We start from the raw sequence: 15,229 nt of genomic DNA on the forward strand, positions 1-15,229 counted from the left end.
GGGAATAGCTGTTAAAAATTATAGTGCGAAGAGCCAAAATTGGATCACTTTGCAGCCACACTATTGCACAAATTAATGCTCTAAAGCTAGTAACTTGCTAACATTTAATAAGAAAAAAATACTATGAGCCTGTTATGGGGACGATAAGTGATGTCGTAGAGTGCATGGAAAAGTAAGCTGTTTTGATGGTGGATGAGAAAAGTGCCACAGAACAAAGAACGACTGTGACACTTTTTCTGTCAACGCAGTCTTATTTCTAAGTTCTGATTGTGCTGCGTGATCTGTACTGCCAGCTGCGGAAACTGTGGGATGCCGGCAAGCAGCTCATTATTGCTAAAACCATAAGGCTCTGTTGGCAAGCCAAAACGATTGCGATTTAGCCGCCCATCGCCATTGAGATCCTGATAAACCATAAAGCTGTATTGTCCGGGTTCTACATTATGCAGCGTGAGCTCAGGCTGAGTGTCTGACACCTGTTGCTGTGCAACCCGCCAGGCTCGTTGTTGTAAAAATCCTGCTGCCGAGTCATAGGCTACCAGCTTTAGGGTGCCTGACTGGTGCGCCAGGCCGCTGAACGTAATAGTCAGATCCTGTGCCATTGCACTGGCCGAAAGTGCACCAAGTATGCAGGCAATGGCGGTAGTGCGAGTCAGATGTTTAGTCATGTTAGTTATCCTTTGCTGAATCAATTTGTTGATGGGATAACTTTACGAAATGAAGCGGGTGGTAGCATGTGTGATCTGTCATGACAATGGCATGACAGATGTCATTTGTGTCCAAAGATGTCATGTTTTAGCGGTGGTTTCAATTGATCCACTTTGCTTGCTAACTCGTACCTTTATAGCGTCCCTTTGCTGTGATATGACCAGCAGGTTGGGCCTGAATAATTTTGTCTCAATATCTTTGCAAGGTAACACAGCTTACCCTATGTTTAGGGCTGGTTAAGCCTTGGTGATAAGGAAATATGAATGGCTGATTTAACGGTAAAAGGTGTGATTTTTGATTTGGACGGCACCTTAGTAACCTCTACCCTCGATTTTGCTTTAATTAAGGCGCAAGTTGGCTGCGACCGTGACGCGGATTTACTTGACTATGTCGAGTCTTTACCCTCGCCTTACATGCGCGAGGAAGCCATGGCATTGATCCATCAACATGAAATGCAGGATGCACAGCACGCCGAGCCCATCCCCGGTGTGATAGAAACGTTGTCTGTATTAAAAGCGATGGGCATGCCTATGGCCATTGTCACACGTAACTATTCTAAAGCGGCCAAATTAAAGCTGTCGCGCTGCCAGCTGGGCCTGGATTTCTTGCTGACACGCGAAGATGCGCTACCAAAACCTGACCCGCAGGCACTTCATATGGTCGCAGATACCTGGTCGCTGCCTTATCAGCAGTGTGTATATGTAGGCGATTACAAGTACGACATCGAGGCAGCGCAACGCGCCAATATGCATGCATGTTTGTTCGCACCACTGGGTATGCCTGAATACGCTGATCAGGCCGATATCATCATTGAACGCTTTTGTGACCTGCCAGGTGCGCTGGGCTTGCACTATCAGGCTCGCTCTGGCCAGTTGGCCTGATTAATTCTTATGGAATGCGTACGATACCGAGCAATTCTCGTCTGGGTATAGCCCAAAATGCAATGTCTTGTTAGAATCTTGTCCAATTTAATTTGCACAAACGAGAATTAAGATGGGTAGAGCATTTGAAGTCCGCAAAAACGCCATGGCAAAAACGGCAGCGGCAAAGACCAAAGTAAACTCAAAATATGGTAAAGAGATCTATGTAGTTGCGAAAAACGGTGGTGCAGATCCGGATACCAACCTCTCCCTTCGTCGTTTGATCGATAAAGCTAAGAAAGACCAGGTTCCGGCACACGTTATTGAAAAGGCGATTGAAAAAGCAGCTGGTGGTGCAGGTGAAGATTACTCTCCGGCACGTTACGAAGGGTACGGTCCTGGTAACTGTATGGTGATTGTGGATTGTTTAACTGACAATCCAAACCGTACTATCAAGGATGTACGTCTGCCATTCACCAAGACAGACTCTAAAATTGGTAGCCCGGGCTGTGTTGCACACATGTTTGATCACTTTGCTATTCTTGGCTTCGCCGGTGATGACGATGAAGCGGTACTGGAAGCGCTGATGATGGCGGATGTTGATGTCACCGATGTAGAAGTAGAAGAGGGTCAGGTCTCTGTGTTTGCACCGCACACTGAATACTTCAAAGCGAAAACTGCACTGATTGAAGCGTTTGAAGGCATCAATTTCGACGTAGACGAAATCACTTGGGTACCGCAAACACACGTTGAAATCACGGGTGAAGACGATCTGGCAAACTTCGAGAAGTTTATTAACATGCTGGAAGATTGCGACGACGTACAAAACGTGTATCACAACGCGATTGTGAAGAACTAAACGAAAATGACGTTGTAATGTGCTTCATGTATGTGAAGCACAACACGCCAATGTTTCTAAAAAAGCCGGGCACTGTTGCCCGGCTTTTTTGACAGGGTACACCTTTGTGCCTGAGTCATTTGTGTATCAGCAACTGCGTGACTTGGACTGCTCATCATAGACAGGTAAATATGTTTTGGAAGGAAGGGCAATCAATTGTTTCGGGCTTACAATAAGATACCGGCTGACACTGAATTGAACGGCAATCTCTGAAATTTGTAACGTAGCCACCCCCAATCTCAGGGGTCTGGTTGGCAGAAATGTGCGATTTGGCACAGAGCGACTTCATATTTTTTTTGTATAGCTTTAACTTCATATTTCTGTCCTTTGCTCCGTCATTTGACGTGATTTACAAGTCCTGTATCACTGCACAGTGACACCTTTATCACTGTGCAGTTAGTCTTACAATGCCAAAATTAAAGACATTGAATGGTTTGGCATAGTGGGCCATCTGAGGCACATCCGTAGCTCTCGGTACAGCCACCTCTGCGTGTATCACAACGTAAAGAACAGGCCGCACGACTGCCTGCACCGGCGACTTCAGGGGTCTGATTGGCAGCAATTTGCGAATTCGCTGAGAGTGATTTCATATGTTTTTTATTAAGCTTAAGTTTCATTTTTCAGTACCTTTAATGTGTGATAGAGGTAATTAACCTCTGATCCTGTTGAGTTAAAAATTGTAGTGTTATACCTGTAAAAGCAGTGCTTACAGACAGGTCACTGTCGCACAGTTAGGGCCTTCGGATTTGCACCCATAACTGAGATCGCAGTTTGCTTTGTATGAGTCGCAAGCCAAAGTGCAGCCGCCGCCCCGCGTATAATAACCACCGGCAATCTCAGGTGTCTGGTTGGCAGAAATGTGAGAATTGACAGAGAGCGCCTTCATATTTTTTTTGTTTAGTTGTAGCTTCATTTTTTAGTACCTTTGATAAGTAACTCGGTAAAGTTAGTTATTGTTCCTTCACTCAAGTCGATATTGATGCTTCCATGCCCTTTTTATGCACATTCTGAATTATTGATGCACTCATACTTGTTTGCATTTCATCAGGTAATGCGGCCCCTTACTCCGTTGGCAACACTGTAATCGTCTACCGTACAAAAAAGTTTAAAATTTGGGACGGCTTGTTTCAAAATTGGGACTGTGTAATATATAAGTAAAAATATCAAAAGGATGGAATAAAAAAGAAATGGTAAGGAAATTATCTTTTGTGTTTTTTCTATGTATGAGCTTGCTTGTGCAAGCGACAAGCCTAACGCCGGTACACACTAAAGTTCAGGATCCAGTTGTTCGGCATATCGCTGATTTTGAAAACCGTGCAATAGGAGAGGTGACTGCACTTCATCAAGATAAATATGGCTTTTTATGGCTCGGAACCACCACAGGCCTGTATCGTTATGATGGCACAATATTGCGCCATTATGACACTACAACAGTGCCGTCACTGGCGCATAATTTGGTACTTGATATTGTTGAAACTGCCGATGCACTGTGGTTGACAACCTATGGCGGTGGACTACATAAGTACGACTTTGCTAAAGACACAATCAAAATATTTGGCCCTAAACATGACAACTTTTCTGAGCAACAGCTTTGGTTTGCTGAGCTGGCAGATTCTGAGCTGTATATTGGAGGACGAGACGGAGGGCATTTATTTGACGTGCAATCAGAAACCCAACTCACATTACCCGAAAAATTGCGGCATACGCTCTCACAGAAGAACATCTGGCGCTATTTAAAGGATAAGCGGGGTGATCTTTGGATAGCGACCTTATCTGAAGGCCTGTATCGCTATATTTATGCCACGGATGAGTTACGGCATTATCCCGGGCAAAATGGCAATGACGGACCTGCTGACAATATTGTCCGTGCATTGCAATTGGATGCTCAAGGGCGGCTTTGGATAGGCACAGATAATGGTCTTAGCGTCATGAACACAGACACTGAGCAGTTCCAGCACTTTCTCTATAACCCGGATGAGCCTGATGCACCAGATAGTTTGGCTGCAAACACCATCTGGGCGTTACATTTAGATAGCCAACAACGTTTATGGGTGGGCGCGCGCTCAACCAATTTAGGGTTGTCAATCTTAGATACCAAAACCTTAACCTGGCAAAATATGGGACTTGGCGAATCTGGCGGGCTGAGTAACCTCACCATCAGCGTGATTGAAGAAGATGATCAGGGCAATATTTGGCTGGGTACCCACACTGGGCTTTATCAGATCCCAGCCTCTGCACTCGCTTTTTCAGTGCTCTCACTCCAGCAAGGGTCAAATAACGTAACATGCACTTATCTGGATAGTCGTGGTGTTTTATGGGTGGCTACCGACACAGGTATCTATCAACGCAAAAATGGGAAACTGTTTCATGTGTCTTCGATTGTCGGTGTCAATACGTTTGTAGAAGCATCTGATGGTAACATTTGGGCGACCTCCATTAACCGGGGACTGGTCAATCTGAGTCCGGAGGGGAAGTTGTTACATCACTTCTTGAAAGGGGATGCATACAATACCGCAACTAGTAACTTTATAACGGTTGCTGCTGATGGAGGGGCTGTCTGGGCGGGCGTCTATAACGCGTCAGAAGGGATTGGCTTGATGAAGCTTGATTTGGCCACTCTGGAGTCTGAGTGGTTCAACACCAACTCACCCGTTCGGCAAATTGCTGTGCTCAATAACAAGCTATTACTGGGGCATAATAACTCTCTTCCCAGCATATTCGATAAAAACGCTGGCACGGTAACCGAGCTTAGCCTCGATAACGATGAAGTAACAGACAGTATGGCTATTATGGATATGCATATTATCGATGAACGTTATACCTGGATCGCTTCGCATTACCGTGGTTTATGGTTAGCTGATAGCGAGCGACATACGCTTACCCAGGTTTCATCTATTTCAAATAGTGAGATTTGGGCAATGTGGCAGACAAACGATTCGTTGTGGCTAGCCTCAACCGACGGCCTCTTAGAGTTGGAGGCGGATCACCACACTATGAAAGTTAATTTAGTGCGTCGCTTGGATGCACAGCATGGTTTGCCAAACAGCAACTTCAATGCTCACGGGGCGACGTTCGACAAACAAACGGGGATGGTTTATTTGGGGACGTTGGAAGGATTAGTGCTCTTTGACATGGCGAAAATGCACTCTGCCTCATCCACCAAACTTCCATGGATGACTCGATTCAGTATCATCAATCAATCTGTGAGTGTAGGCTCTTCCCCTGCTGAATCAGCACTTTCTCGGGCAATAGAATTAACCGAATCCATCACTTTAGGGTACGAGGATTATGTTTTTTCATTGGATTTCGCGACTCCCGATTTCGTTGAAGCGCAAAGCCTGGAGTATGCATACAAGTTAGAAGGCCTTGATACAAAATGGTTTTATACCGACAGTACGAGCCGCAAAGCTACCTACACTACCTTACCTGCCGGAAAATATCGTTTTTTGGTAAAAAGTAAACGTCGGGACGAGGATTGGCCAGACACATATCGCGCGTTAGATATCGAGATTTTGCCCCCCTGGTGGCACACTTGGCAGGCTTATTTGGCGTATGGCGTTATATATTTAATCTTAATGTGGTTATTTGTCCGTCACCGTAGTCAACGTTTGAAGCAGCAAGCACGAGCTCTGCAACAGGCCGTTGAACTAAAAACTGCGGAACTGAATGAACAAAATGATGAGCTTAAACAAAACCAGCAAACTATTGCTGCCTTACTCCAGCAACGTACGACTTTTTTTACCAATGTGTCTCATGAGTTGAGGACACCATTGTCGTTGTTGAGCATTCCTTTAGAGCACTTGCAGCGTCAACATACTCAGGGTGAGTCGGCCTATCTGACCGGCGTAATGAGCAAAAGCCTTGCACAATTGCGTCGTCTGGTAGAGCAACTGATGACTCTGGCACGATTGGACAGTCAGGTAGAGCAGAGCCAAACTTCAGTCTCCACTGTGCAGGTGTGTGCCGAGTTATACGCGGTTTTTAATCCTTTGTGTGAGCAGAGAAACATTCGGCTGTCGTTGTCTGATATTCCGGATATGCATCTGAGTTTAATTCCTGAAACTTTGCAGACTTGCCTGGCGAACCTGTTGTCCAATGCCGTTAAGTACAGCTTTGATGGTGGAGATGTGCGACTGACCGTATCCATGCACAATATGGATGTACATTTTTGTGTGCAAGATCAGGGTTGTGGTATAGCTGCGCAGGATATCCCTAAGATTTTTGAACGCTTTAGTAGAGCTGGCAGTGTGGCACAACAGGGTCAGGTTACAGGCTCCGGGATTGGGCTTACAGTCGTTAAAGAGTTAGCGCTTGCCAATGGAGGTGATATTCGCTGTACCAGTGAGCTGGGCAAGGGGAGTACATTCACACTGACACTACCGGCATCATCTGTGGTAGCCGCAGGCGTTGACGCTGCGCAGGCTGAGCACCAGCCGTTATTATTAGAAGCAGGTATTTTGGAGCAAAGTGAACCTGTGCTGCTCACGCCAAATGAACCAACAGGACAAACCAAACCGCTGTTGCTGGTAATTGATGACAATGTGGAGCTGCGTGAGTTACTGTCTTTTTCACTGAGTGAAGCTTATACAATTGAAACAGCGCAAAGTGGTCAGCAAGGGATAGACATGGCATTGCAATTATTACCGGACCTGGTCATCTGTGATCTAATGATGCCGGATATTGACGGTTTTGATGTGACGCAGCAGTTACGAGAGCATGCATTAACCAGCCACATTCCTATTATTATGCTAACCGCCAAGAGTGAAACGCAAAGTCGTTTAAAAGGCTGGCAACAGCGGGTAGATGACTATATAGCCAAGCCATTTAATCTCACTGAGTTAACCATGCGAATTGATAATCTGTTGGCAATCCGTCAACTGATCCGCAAGCGACTGGATACTTTGGTTGGACGTAATCTGGCGTGTGCTTCTGCAGAAGCTTCTTTTTGTGACAGAGATAAGCAATTTTTACAGCGCTTTGAAGATTTGGTAAGGCAGCACTATCAGGAGCCTGATTTTAATCGCTCTTTCGCAGCCAAAATATTGGCTGTTAGTGAGCGCCAACTTAATAGAAAGCTGTCAGCATTGTTGGACCATAATTTTGCAGACTATCTCAGACGTTATCGTGTTCAACAAGCCGCGACTTTTTTGCGGCAGGGCACAGATACCCCCATCAGCCATATTTGTGAGCTGGTTGGGTTTGCTTCTAGTAGTTATCTGGCAAGTTGTTTCAAAGCTGAATTCGGTGTTTCCATGCGTGAATATCGGCAAAAACACTCTTCACCAGAAGCGGAGCCTTTGTAAAATACCGCCCAAATAAAGGGGGATCTGAGCCTATAGCGCCAGCTGTACAATGCTGGCGCAGTCGATTAATTACATCTATGGGATGCATGAGTCGGACATAGGGTTGATATGTACGTCTGATGCATCCAGCATGATGAGGTGTTTATTCAGCCGTTACAGAACGGTTGCTTTTTGCCAGATACCTCAAACTCTTAATGACGTTTTAAGTTCATCGAAAATATCTTTGATATGCATTGATGGCTATTTCTTAGGTTTCTTAAGCCCGGTACTTTCCAGCACATCCCGCCAGCTGACGTATTTAAAGTTTTGTGGTTGATCAGGGAAGCGATTGCGGCCATCCTGGAGCACCAGCAGACCCTCTGGGTAGTCTTGGGTTCGTAGCCGGGTAGACAATGCCAGACCATCGGTTTCTGATGCCCCATCAATGCCCTTAAAGCCATCCAGGCCAACGCGAAACCCTGCTAAATGGCGGTAGGGCGGTGTTGCTTCGTAAAGCTGATAGCTGTTATTGCCCTGGCTGGAAACAACCAGCACAGGAGCGTCACCAAAAGACAGTGCCAGGCCTTCTACATCATCAACCAGATGCTTGCCCACTTTTGCCACTGAAACGGGTTGGCTGTTATCCGCCGGATTCAGGCTGGTGGCCCAGATCCCTACGTCTTCTTCGCCAATAAATAAACGGCCACGCGTATCATCTGCGACACAGCCTTCTGGTTGTGAGCTTAGGGGGATTTCTCGCATTTTCTCAGCATGCAGCTTATCCTGATAGGCTTTAACTCTGTATTGAAAGGTCAGGCCGGCTTTGTTGTTTGCAAACACGTAGTGACTGCCTTCAAAAATGGCCATACACAGTCCATAAATTTCTTCCAGACCCGATGGTGCACTGCCCAGACGAAAGACGTGGCCGTTTGCCTCTATGCCGTAAAATGCGAGGCTGTCATCGTTGCGCTTACTGGCGGCAGCAATACTGATAGTTCGCCCTTGCCAGCTAAAACCATCACGCAGATCGACATTGTTAAGCCGACCATCTTTGAATTCTTGTAACCGTTTACCCTGCAGATCGTAGACTTCCAGTCCTTGCTTCTTGTGTGTACCCAATACCCTAGAGGCGTCGGGGTTGGTAGGATGAACCCAGATAGCCGGGTCATCCATGGCGTCTCCAAATTGTAAAGCGGGCTGGCTTTGTGCTGCGGGCCGAACGACCGGCAATGCTTGCGCTGTGAATGCTGATTTTAGGGAGATTTGAGTCGTGGCATATTGACCTTGTAGTTCATTGGTAAAGCTCAGTGTAGCCTTTGCTGTGCCGGGTAACTGACTCAGGTTCATCATAGTCGCCATGTCATTTTCAAGCCCCAGGGAGTCTGCTGCTGACCAGCTATCGGCAGCGTCTGGTGCATCCCAGTAAAGCACTTGCTGGCCGTTTTCCAGTAATGCAAAGAGTTCTCCTGAGTCACTGGTTGCCAGGCTAACTGCTGGCTCTGACTGACTTCCGTATGGGGCGACCAAAGAGACCGGGTAATACTGGGGGTTATCTTCAATACGAGCAGAGTAGCGCCAGATCCCCAAAGGTTCACTAATGTAGAGGTAGCCATTGCGCGGGTCGACTGCACAGGAATCCGAATCATAAGGTAAAGACAGTGTTCGCAGCAGCAGTGGCGTTTGCAGCCAGCTTTGTTGTTGGCGTAGCAGCCATTGCTCAGCTCTTCCTCGTCCGTCTGAGACAAAGATAGACAGTGTCTGGTTAGTCTTATCGGAGAATAAGCAGAAATTATCGACCAATAATCCGGTCTGCGACAGTTCAAAGCGTGGCAACAGTTGCGCTGAATTGGCATCCAGTGTGCCTACGAACACGCTATCTTTGCTGCCCTCAAGTGCGGCATACAGCCACTGATTATCACTCAGCTCGCTCAAGCGGACTTGTTTGAACGCGCCCGGGAGGTGTGCTTTAAGTGTGCTTCCCTGGCGCAATACCAACCCCTTATGCTCTGAGGCTATCAGTATCTGGTCTTTACCTGGCACCTGGGCGCTATCCACTATGCCAGCGACAGAGCCTTGAGTTTGGAGTTGTAATGGCTGCTGCACAGTTTGCTGGTTTGTTTGATTTTGGCAAGCACTTAGCGCGCCCAGTAACCCCAGTATAAGCGTTGTTTTGTATAACTTCTGTTTTTTCATTTTTAAGTTCCGACGTCACAGAGTATTGACGGAGATGGGCCAACTTATCGCACACTAAGCTGATTTTGAAACCGCCAATGGATGTAAGTGAGCGGCTACCTTAAAAAGTCGATATGACCGTTTTGTTTCAGCCTAATCTGCGATTGCCTCGAGGTATATGATTTATGGCTGATTGAGCGTCAAATACATGGGGGAGTGAGCTACTTAGCCATATAAAACATGTGACATTCAAAAATAAATGTCAATAAAAACAAGTGGATATTGGTTGTTGGTGTGCTTTTTTAGAGATTGATGCAATGTTAAGTGAGCCGTTCCGGCCGGGTCTAAATAGCTCAGGTCTTAAGCAGCGACGTCTTAAAAGTGTCATATAGCGTCGTTAGGATACTCGAAATATTCAAGATTTGGCTTAAAAGATGAAGAATGTCAGCAGTTTATGCTTAGCACTGGTTTTCAGTACGCTATTGACCATTTTGGCGTTGTTCATCGGTGAGCTTAAATTAATGCATGACGTTGACTGGGTTGACTTAGTTGGTGAAGCAACTTCGTCTATGATGGCCGCAATCTGGCTAATACTCCTGACACTATGTCGCCCGAGAGGCCGCGTGACCACTGTGTTATTGCTGGGTTCTGCAACCTACTGGCTCACAACCTGGCTTGACGTATTGGATGAATTCATTGCTTACCCGCCGCAAAGTCACTTATTTACCTGGCTGGAGTCGTTGCCGGCCCCGATCAGCATGACGCTGCTCACCTGGGGGTTGGTCACCTGGTATCGGGAGCAGCAGGCGGTTAATCGCCAGCTTAAGCAAAGGGAGCACTTTCACCGTGAGCACAGCCTGATAGACCCGGTTACCCAGTTGTATAGTCTGCAATACCTGTTGATTCAGCTAAACCGTGAAGCCATGTTGCACGACAAGCGCAATCAGCCACTCTCTTTGGTTATGGTGGATATCAATGGCTTTGCCCAATACAATCGGGAGCATGGTGCTCATAAAGGGGATCAGGCCCTCAATGAAGTTGCTTCGGCACTCGAAGTTGCGCTCAGAGAAACCGATCTTGCCTGTCGTTATACCAGTGATCGCTTTGCGATACTGCTGCCTGATACTCCATCACATGAAGTCGGTGTTTTCTCTAAACTAATTCAGGAGTGTTGCAACACAGCGTTAAAAGGGGCACTGAGTGTAACAACCGTGCAGGCTACCCGGATTGAGGGTGAATCCGAAAATGCGTTGTTTGAGCGACTCAATCAACAGCTTGCGGGGGCGAAACGTGCGACTTCTGCGGTAGTGGAGGCAGTATGATACCTGCAAACTTTGCCTATCTGAATGACAAGCGTATGCCTGCGCATTTCCTTATCACCATACTGGAACTGGCCGAGCACTATCAGATAAAACCACATCAGCTTATTCGTGGGTCTCAGTTATTTCTTGAAGACTTGGCTTATCCCGGTGCCCAGGTTGCACCAGCCAGCGCGCTTTTCATACTAAAAAAGCTTAAACGAGAGTTGACCGAACAGCCCCAGCTGGCACTGGAACTTGGGCAAAGGATAGCGACCGGTCATGGCCACGTTTTGTTTGACCTGTGGCGCTATGCACCGAATTTAAGTGGTGCCCTTAATGCCTGGGCAAGAGTTCAAAAGGGCATTGAGACCTTGGTCCAGTTCAACGTGGAGCGACATCAAGGCAAGCTCTATATCAGGCTGACTGAATCAGCATCATTAAGTACGCAGCAGCGTATGCTATTTGAAATTGTACTCTCGGCCTGCCGGTTGCTGCTTAAAGAGCAACTCGGTGCGCAGACCTGGGTGAAGGTAGAGCTGCCATGGTCACAACCCGGGCAGGATTTACACTATCCGGTTTTTCTGGGTGAACATGTGCGGTTTGACGCGCCGCGTTGCGCGATTATTTTGTCTGAAGAGGCGCTTTACCAGCCCTTCAAAGAGGCCAGTGCGCTGCGGTTTGCTCAGGCAAAACACACAGCCAAGCATCTGTTGTGCCCGCCGCAGCTATTGCAGGCTCATTTGCGTCGTATATTTAGAAAGAACCTCGGGCAGGCCTGGTCGCTGGAATATACTGCCGGCTATCTGGGTATGAGTCCTGCGACATTGAAGCGTCGCCTTAAGCAAGATGGCACTAATTTTAAACTACTGGTTGACGAAGTCAGGGGCAAGAAGCGTTGCACCTGATGGATCTTAATCAATGGAATAACAGCCAGCTGGCCAGCACCATGGCATTTGCCGATGTACACAGCTTTCGGCGCGCATTTAAGCGCTGGACCGGGGCTGTGCCCAGTGCGTTTCGCTGTGGCTCTTAATCATACCTCCTACAATCATAGATATAACAAGCGCAGAGTGCGCTTGTTACTAAACTTTATTAATCAGACCGGGCAGCGTTTCGTCCCTTCGCAGTTCGACCGGGTGTCAATACAAACCCAAAATGATTCATCGATTACACGGCCACCCCCTATCTGAGGTGTCTCTTGAGCGCGAATAATCGTTGCTGGATTAACAGATAGAGATTTAATGGATTTTTTATTCAAAGTCACTTTCATAGTTAACATCCTTTTTGTTGTGGAAGTAGCAGGTTGATTCTTTTCTTTTCAAATGTCAACGGTGTGTTGCTATGTAATTATTGTGTAATGTTCTTTCGTTGGAGCTGAAACTAGTCTCATTACTGCCATAAGGCAAAATGAACAGAGGACATGGTTATGGAATTTAGTAAAAGTACAGCTCAGCTACAGGGAAATTTCGATGGACGTAATGACTTAGTAGTCACAGTACAGAATGAGACCCGGTATGAGTTGACCATCTATACACACACTGAGCATGGAAAATTGAAAAAGTATCCTACTGATAACAGAGTGGCTGTAAATGGCCAATGGGAAGGTGGGGTAGAGGCGCAAGGTGCTGGCTCCAATTTGACACTAGGGATCAATGTGCAAGGCAATCAGCCTCACTGTTTTGGTTGGGCTGTGATGTCTGCCACTCCACCTAACAAAACCAATTACGTAAAAGTTGCATATAACGATAGTGGATTCAGCAGTGGTAGTGAAGCCTATAAAAGTGCGGACAGCCAGTCCAAGCATTATGCTAATGACGGGTATTATACCAATGTTAGGCACGACGTTGAAATTATCGTGAGCATAAGTCAGGACAGTGGAGCATCCAGCACTATTATTGTCAGAGAAACAGCTTCACGTGGCGAATAAATGAGAGAGTGAGGGCGCCGTTGCGCCCTCACTGTAGTCACTTGGATTACAAGTTAAACGTGCGTGCAATCGAGAACACAAAGCGCTCGTCGGTATGCTCGCCATCTATGGTGGTGTCTTCCACGGTAAAGGTTAGATCGAAATCGAACTGTGTGGTGGTGTAAGAAACGGCATAGTGGGTGTAAGAGCTATCGAGCCCATCCCAGGCATATTTCTCAGCATCGAATGAGTTAGATACGTCGCCACTGAGAGTAATTGAGTGGTTATCGGCGATATCAAAGGTATGCGACAGCATCACAATACTATGACCGACATCAACACCAAAGTAGTCCCAGCTATACCAGAAGTTAACATTGGTGGTACCCAGGCTACTTGCGTAAGCAAACTTTGTGTAGACTTCAGGGTAGTTATAGTCGCTGGACGCATCACCACCATGATAGGTGTAGTAGGCGATACCATAATCCACCGACCAGGCGCTGGAAAGCTCCGAAGAGCGACCAACGTAAAAGTCCCACTCATGGCCTGTGTCATCGCCAAAGTCTACCCCTGAGGCCCAGGTGCCCACATACCAGCCAGCATCGGCTGCGTAGTCCAGGCTACCCTGAATGGTCGGGTCGCTCTGTGTCTGTGACACCCCGTTAAAGGTATAGTCCGAGGTGCCGGTAATGGTGGTTGACCAGCCAGCTACAGCCATGTTCGACAGCAGGGCCAGAGGAAGTGCGCAGAGTGTAGTTTTAAAATTTATTTTCATTTCTTTTGAACCTTAGTTTACGGTCTCGATACGGCTGAAGTCGATGGTATTCTCTTTGGGTGAACGGGTAATATTGGCCACTGTTTTGAACTTGCTATAGCAAATATAGCCAAAACAACCAAAAAAGAGCGCAATAACCAGTGCACCAACCCATTGTATCTGCAAAAAGTTTAGTTTAAATAGCAGCGTCAGCAACGACAGGGCGGCAATATTAAATAAAATATAGTTGCGTTTCCCGAGTTTTTTAACCGTTAGGCCAAGGTTATCGGTATACAGTCTAATTAATGAGTCCAGAGAGTTGATCACAAAGATCACGCCAACAATGACCATCGCCAGATTTTTAATCCCTGCGGTGTCAATGCCTGCCTCATGGTAGTGATACAACACACTAAACCACACGGCGATAGGAATAGACGGGAACACCAGCATGGCCGCCAGTACCTGATAGGTTTTCAGACCACCGACAAAGCGTGAAGTGAACTGACCTATCATGATGCTCCATGCGAACCACCAGAACAGGTAAAATTCATGGTAATCATTGAGTGGTAATACAAACTCGTTGAGATTGCTAAAGTAGCCGCCCAACAGCGCAATATTGTTGGTAAAGGCGCTTATCTCACTGTCACCAAATACAAATGCAGAGGCCCACATAAAGGCGATCAGAGCGATGAACATCCAGGTTGTAGAAATACTCAGAATACGCACGTACTTCAGGCTGGTGCTCGAATACACCGCAAAGCAAATGGCGGCGAACACAATGAGATAAAAGGTCGGAATAATGGATTCACCATCACCCACATTTGGCATATACCAGGGCAGGTTGGATAGCAGCAAATAGGCCGTAAAGGCGCATGTACCAATAATGACCACGTTGTTGATGAATTTAACCCAAGGGATCTCGAAAAATTTCACCTTAGGTTCTATTACGCAGAAATAAAAACACGTCAGAAAATAAAATCCCCAGATCAGGAAGCCCCAAAAGCCAAATTCGATGGCGAGTGGATTGGCAAACGCATATTCTGGGCTTGCTTTTATGTCTGCGTAACCCGCAAACTCCGTCAGCGGAAACATGATAAGTCCGACATCCAGCCCGGACGTAAATAAAATAGCAATAAAGGTAAAGGTTTTAACCGGTGTCACACCGACACAGCGTAGGTTCCCCCATTTTAATAAAATAAAAGCAATCGCAATTAGGGTAAATACAATGCCTGCACTAAGCCATACTGTCATTGTCACCCTCCCAAAATAAGTAAAAATAACTCATTGTCTCTCCGTTTTTTATTGTCTCCGCATTAACCCGATACAACCAATTTGTATCGCGCACCACTGCAGA

Annotated in this window: 12 protein-coding genes; 7 read left to right on the forward strand and 5 right to left on the reverse strand. The window is 46.6% G+C overall.

The annotated features are described in order from the left end of the window. Nucleotides 1-239: 239 nt before the first annotated feature. The gene (locus tag ELR70_RS02670) at nucleotides 240-665 is read right to left on the reverse strand and encodes a DUF2141 domain-containing protein (protein ID WP_054016334.1); all 426 of its coding nucleotides are present in this window, start codon (nucleotides 663-665) and stop codon (nucleotides 240-242) included. Nucleotides 666-968: 303 nt separating this feature from the next. On the opposite strand from ELR70_RS02670, the gene ELR70_RS02675 reads away from it, so the two are divergent. Next, the gene (locus tag ELR70_RS02675) at nucleotides 969-1,586 is read left to right on the forward strand and encodes an HAD-IA family hydrolase (RefSeq protein ID WP_054016333.1); all 618 of its coding nucleotides are present in this window, start codon (nucleotides 969-971) and stop codon (nucleotides 1,584-1,586) included. A gap of 112 nt (nucleotides 1,587-1,698) precedes the next feature. Next, entirely contained in the window at nucleotides 1,699-2,424 is a 726-nt protein-coding gene (locus ELR70_RS02680; protein WP_054016332.1) for a YebC/PmpR family DNA-binding transcriptional regulator, read from the forward strand. Between the two features lie 455 nt (nucleotides 2,425-2,879). Here the strand turns inward: ELR70_RS02680 and ELR70_RS02685 are convergent, their stop codons facing one another. Then, nucleotides 2,880-3,080, reverse strand: a complete 201-nt coding sequence (locus tag ELR70_RS02685; protein WP_054016331.1) for a hypothetical protein — start codon at nucleotides 3,078-3,080, stop codon at nucleotides 2,880-2,882. Nucleotides 3,081-3,698: 618 nt separating this feature from the next. Between ELR70_RS02685 and ELR70_RS02690 the strand changes: the two genes are divergently transcribed. Continuing rightward, a complete protein-coding gene (locus tag ELR70_RS02690) occupies nucleotides 3,699-7,766 on the forward strand; it encodes an ATP-binding protein (RefSeq protein WP_160317406.1) in 4,068 nt (1,355 codons plus the stop codon). 240 nt (nucleotides 7,767-8,006) lie between these two features. Here ELR70_RS02690 and ELR70_RS02695 read toward each other — a convergent pair whose 3' ends face one another. Next, nucleotides 8,007-9,938, reverse strand: coding sequence for a phytase (locus ELR70_RS02695; protein WP_054016328.1), 1,932 nt, complete (start codon nucleotides 9,936-9,938; stop codon nucleotides 8,007-8,009). Between the two features lie 413 nt (nucleotides 9,939-10,351). Between ELR70_RS02695 and ELR70_RS02700 the strand changes: the two genes are divergently transcribed. From ELR70_RS02700 to ELR70_RS02710, 4 genes are all read left to right on the forward strand, one after another. Beyond that, a complete protein-coding gene (locus ELR70_RS02700) occupies nucleotides 10,352-11,239 on the forward strand; it encodes a diguanylate cyclase (protein WP_054016327.1) in 888 nt (295 codons plus the stop codon). Next, on the forward strand, nucleotides 11,236-12,123 hold the full coding sequence (locus tag ELR70_RS02705; RefSeq protein ID WP_128064445.1) for an AraC family transcriptional regulator ligand-binding domain-containing protein: 888 nt from the start codon (nucleotides 11,236-11,238) through the stop codon (nucleotides 12,121-12,123). Before ELR70_RS02700 ends, ELR70_RS02705 begins: the two co-directional genes overlap by 4 nt. Beyond that, complete coding sequence (locus ELR70_RS25190; protein WP_164881417.1) at nucleotides 12,123-12,251, forward strand: AraC family transcriptional regulator; 129 nt, start codon at nucleotides 12,123-12,125, stop codon at nucleotides 12,249-12,251. The genes ELR70_RS02705 and ELR70_RS25190 overlap by 1 nt, the downstream gene beginning before the upstream one ends. A gap of 393 nt (nucleotides 12,252-12,644) precedes the next feature. Beyond that, nucleotides 12,645-13,145: a hypothetical protein gene (locus tag ELR70_RS02710; protein WP_128064446.1), complete on the forward strand. Its 501-nt coding sequence runs from the start codon at nucleotides 12,645-12,647 to the stop codon at nucleotides 13,143-13,145. A gap of 46 nt (nucleotides 13,146-13,191) precedes the next feature. Here the strand turns inward: ELR70_RS02710 and ELR70_RS02715 are convergent, their stop codons facing one another. Together ELR70_RS02715 and ELR70_RS02720 are read right to left on the reverse strand one after the other, a co-directional pair. After that, nucleotides 13,192-13,896, reverse strand: a complete 705-nt coding sequence (locus ELR70_RS02715; RefSeq protein ID WP_054016324.1) for a TorF family putative porin — start codon at nucleotides 13,894-13,896, stop codon at nucleotides 13,192-13,194. Between the two features lie 12 nt (nucleotides 13,897-13,908). Continuing rightward, the gene (locus ELR70_RS02720) at nucleotides 13,909-15,126 is read right to left on the reverse strand and encodes a choline transporter (protein WP_054016323.1); all 1,218 of its coding nucleotides are present in this window, start codon (nucleotides 15,124-15,126) and stop codon (nucleotides 13,909-13,911) included. Nucleotides 15,127-15,229: the final 103 nt, after the last annotated feature.

This window comes from Pseudoalteromonas sp. R3 (assembly GCF_004014715.1).
In the GTDB taxonomy this organism is placed as follows: Bacteria; Pseudomonadota; Gammaproteobacteria; order Enterobacterales; family Alteromonadaceae; genus Pseudoalteromonas.

What these genes read in the sequence shown, in the direction of transcription:
- ELR70_RS02695 (WP_054016328.1), bottom strand. Translation starts at nt 9,938, where the DNA reads ATGAAAAAACAGAAGTTATACAAAACAACGCTTATACTGGGGTTACTG.
- ELR70_RS02715 (WP_054016324.1), bottom strand. Translation starts at nt 13,896, where the DNA reads ATGAAAATAAATTTTAAAACTACACTCTGCGCACTTCCTCTGGCCCTG.
- ELR70_RS02680 (WP_054016332.1), top strand. Translation starts at nt 1,699, where the DNA reads ATGGGTAGAGCATTTGAAGTCCGCAAAAACGCCATGGCAAAAACGGCA.
- ELR70_RS02670 (WP_054016334.1), bottom strand. Translation starts at nt 665, where the DNA reads ATGACTAAACATCTGACTCGCACTACCGCCATTGCCTGCATACTTGGT.
- ELR70_RS02675 (WP_054016333.1), top strand. Translation starts at nt 969, where the DNA reads ATGGCTGATTTAACGGTAAAAGGTGTGATTTTTGATTTGGACGGCACC.
- ELR70_RS02710 (WP_128064446.1), top strand. Translation starts at nt 12,645, where the DNA reads ATGGAATTTAGTAAAAGTACAGCTCAGCTACAGGGAAATTTCGATGGA.
- ELR70_RS02700 (WP_054016327.1), top strand. Translation starts at nt 10,352, where the DNA reads ATGAAGAATGTCAGCAGTTTATGCTTAGCACTGGTTTTCAGTACGCTA.
- ELR70_RS02705 (WP_128064445.1), top strand. Translation starts at nt 11,236, where the DNA reads ATGATACCTGCAAACTTTGCCTATCTGAATGACAAGCGTATGCCTGCG.
- ELR70_RS25190 (WP_164881417.1), top strand. Translation starts at nt 12,123, where the DNA reads ATGGATCTTAATCAATGGAATAACAGCCAGCTGGCCAGCACCATGGCA.
- ELR70_RS02685 (WP_054016331.1), bottom strand. Translation starts at nt 3,080, where the DNA reads ATGAAACTTAAGCTTAATAAAAAACATATGAAATCACTCTCAGCGAAT.
- ELR70_RS02720 (WP_054016323.1), bottom strand. Translation starts at nt 15,126, where the DNA reads ATGACAGTATGGCTTAGTGCAGGCATTGTATTTACCCTAATTGCGATT.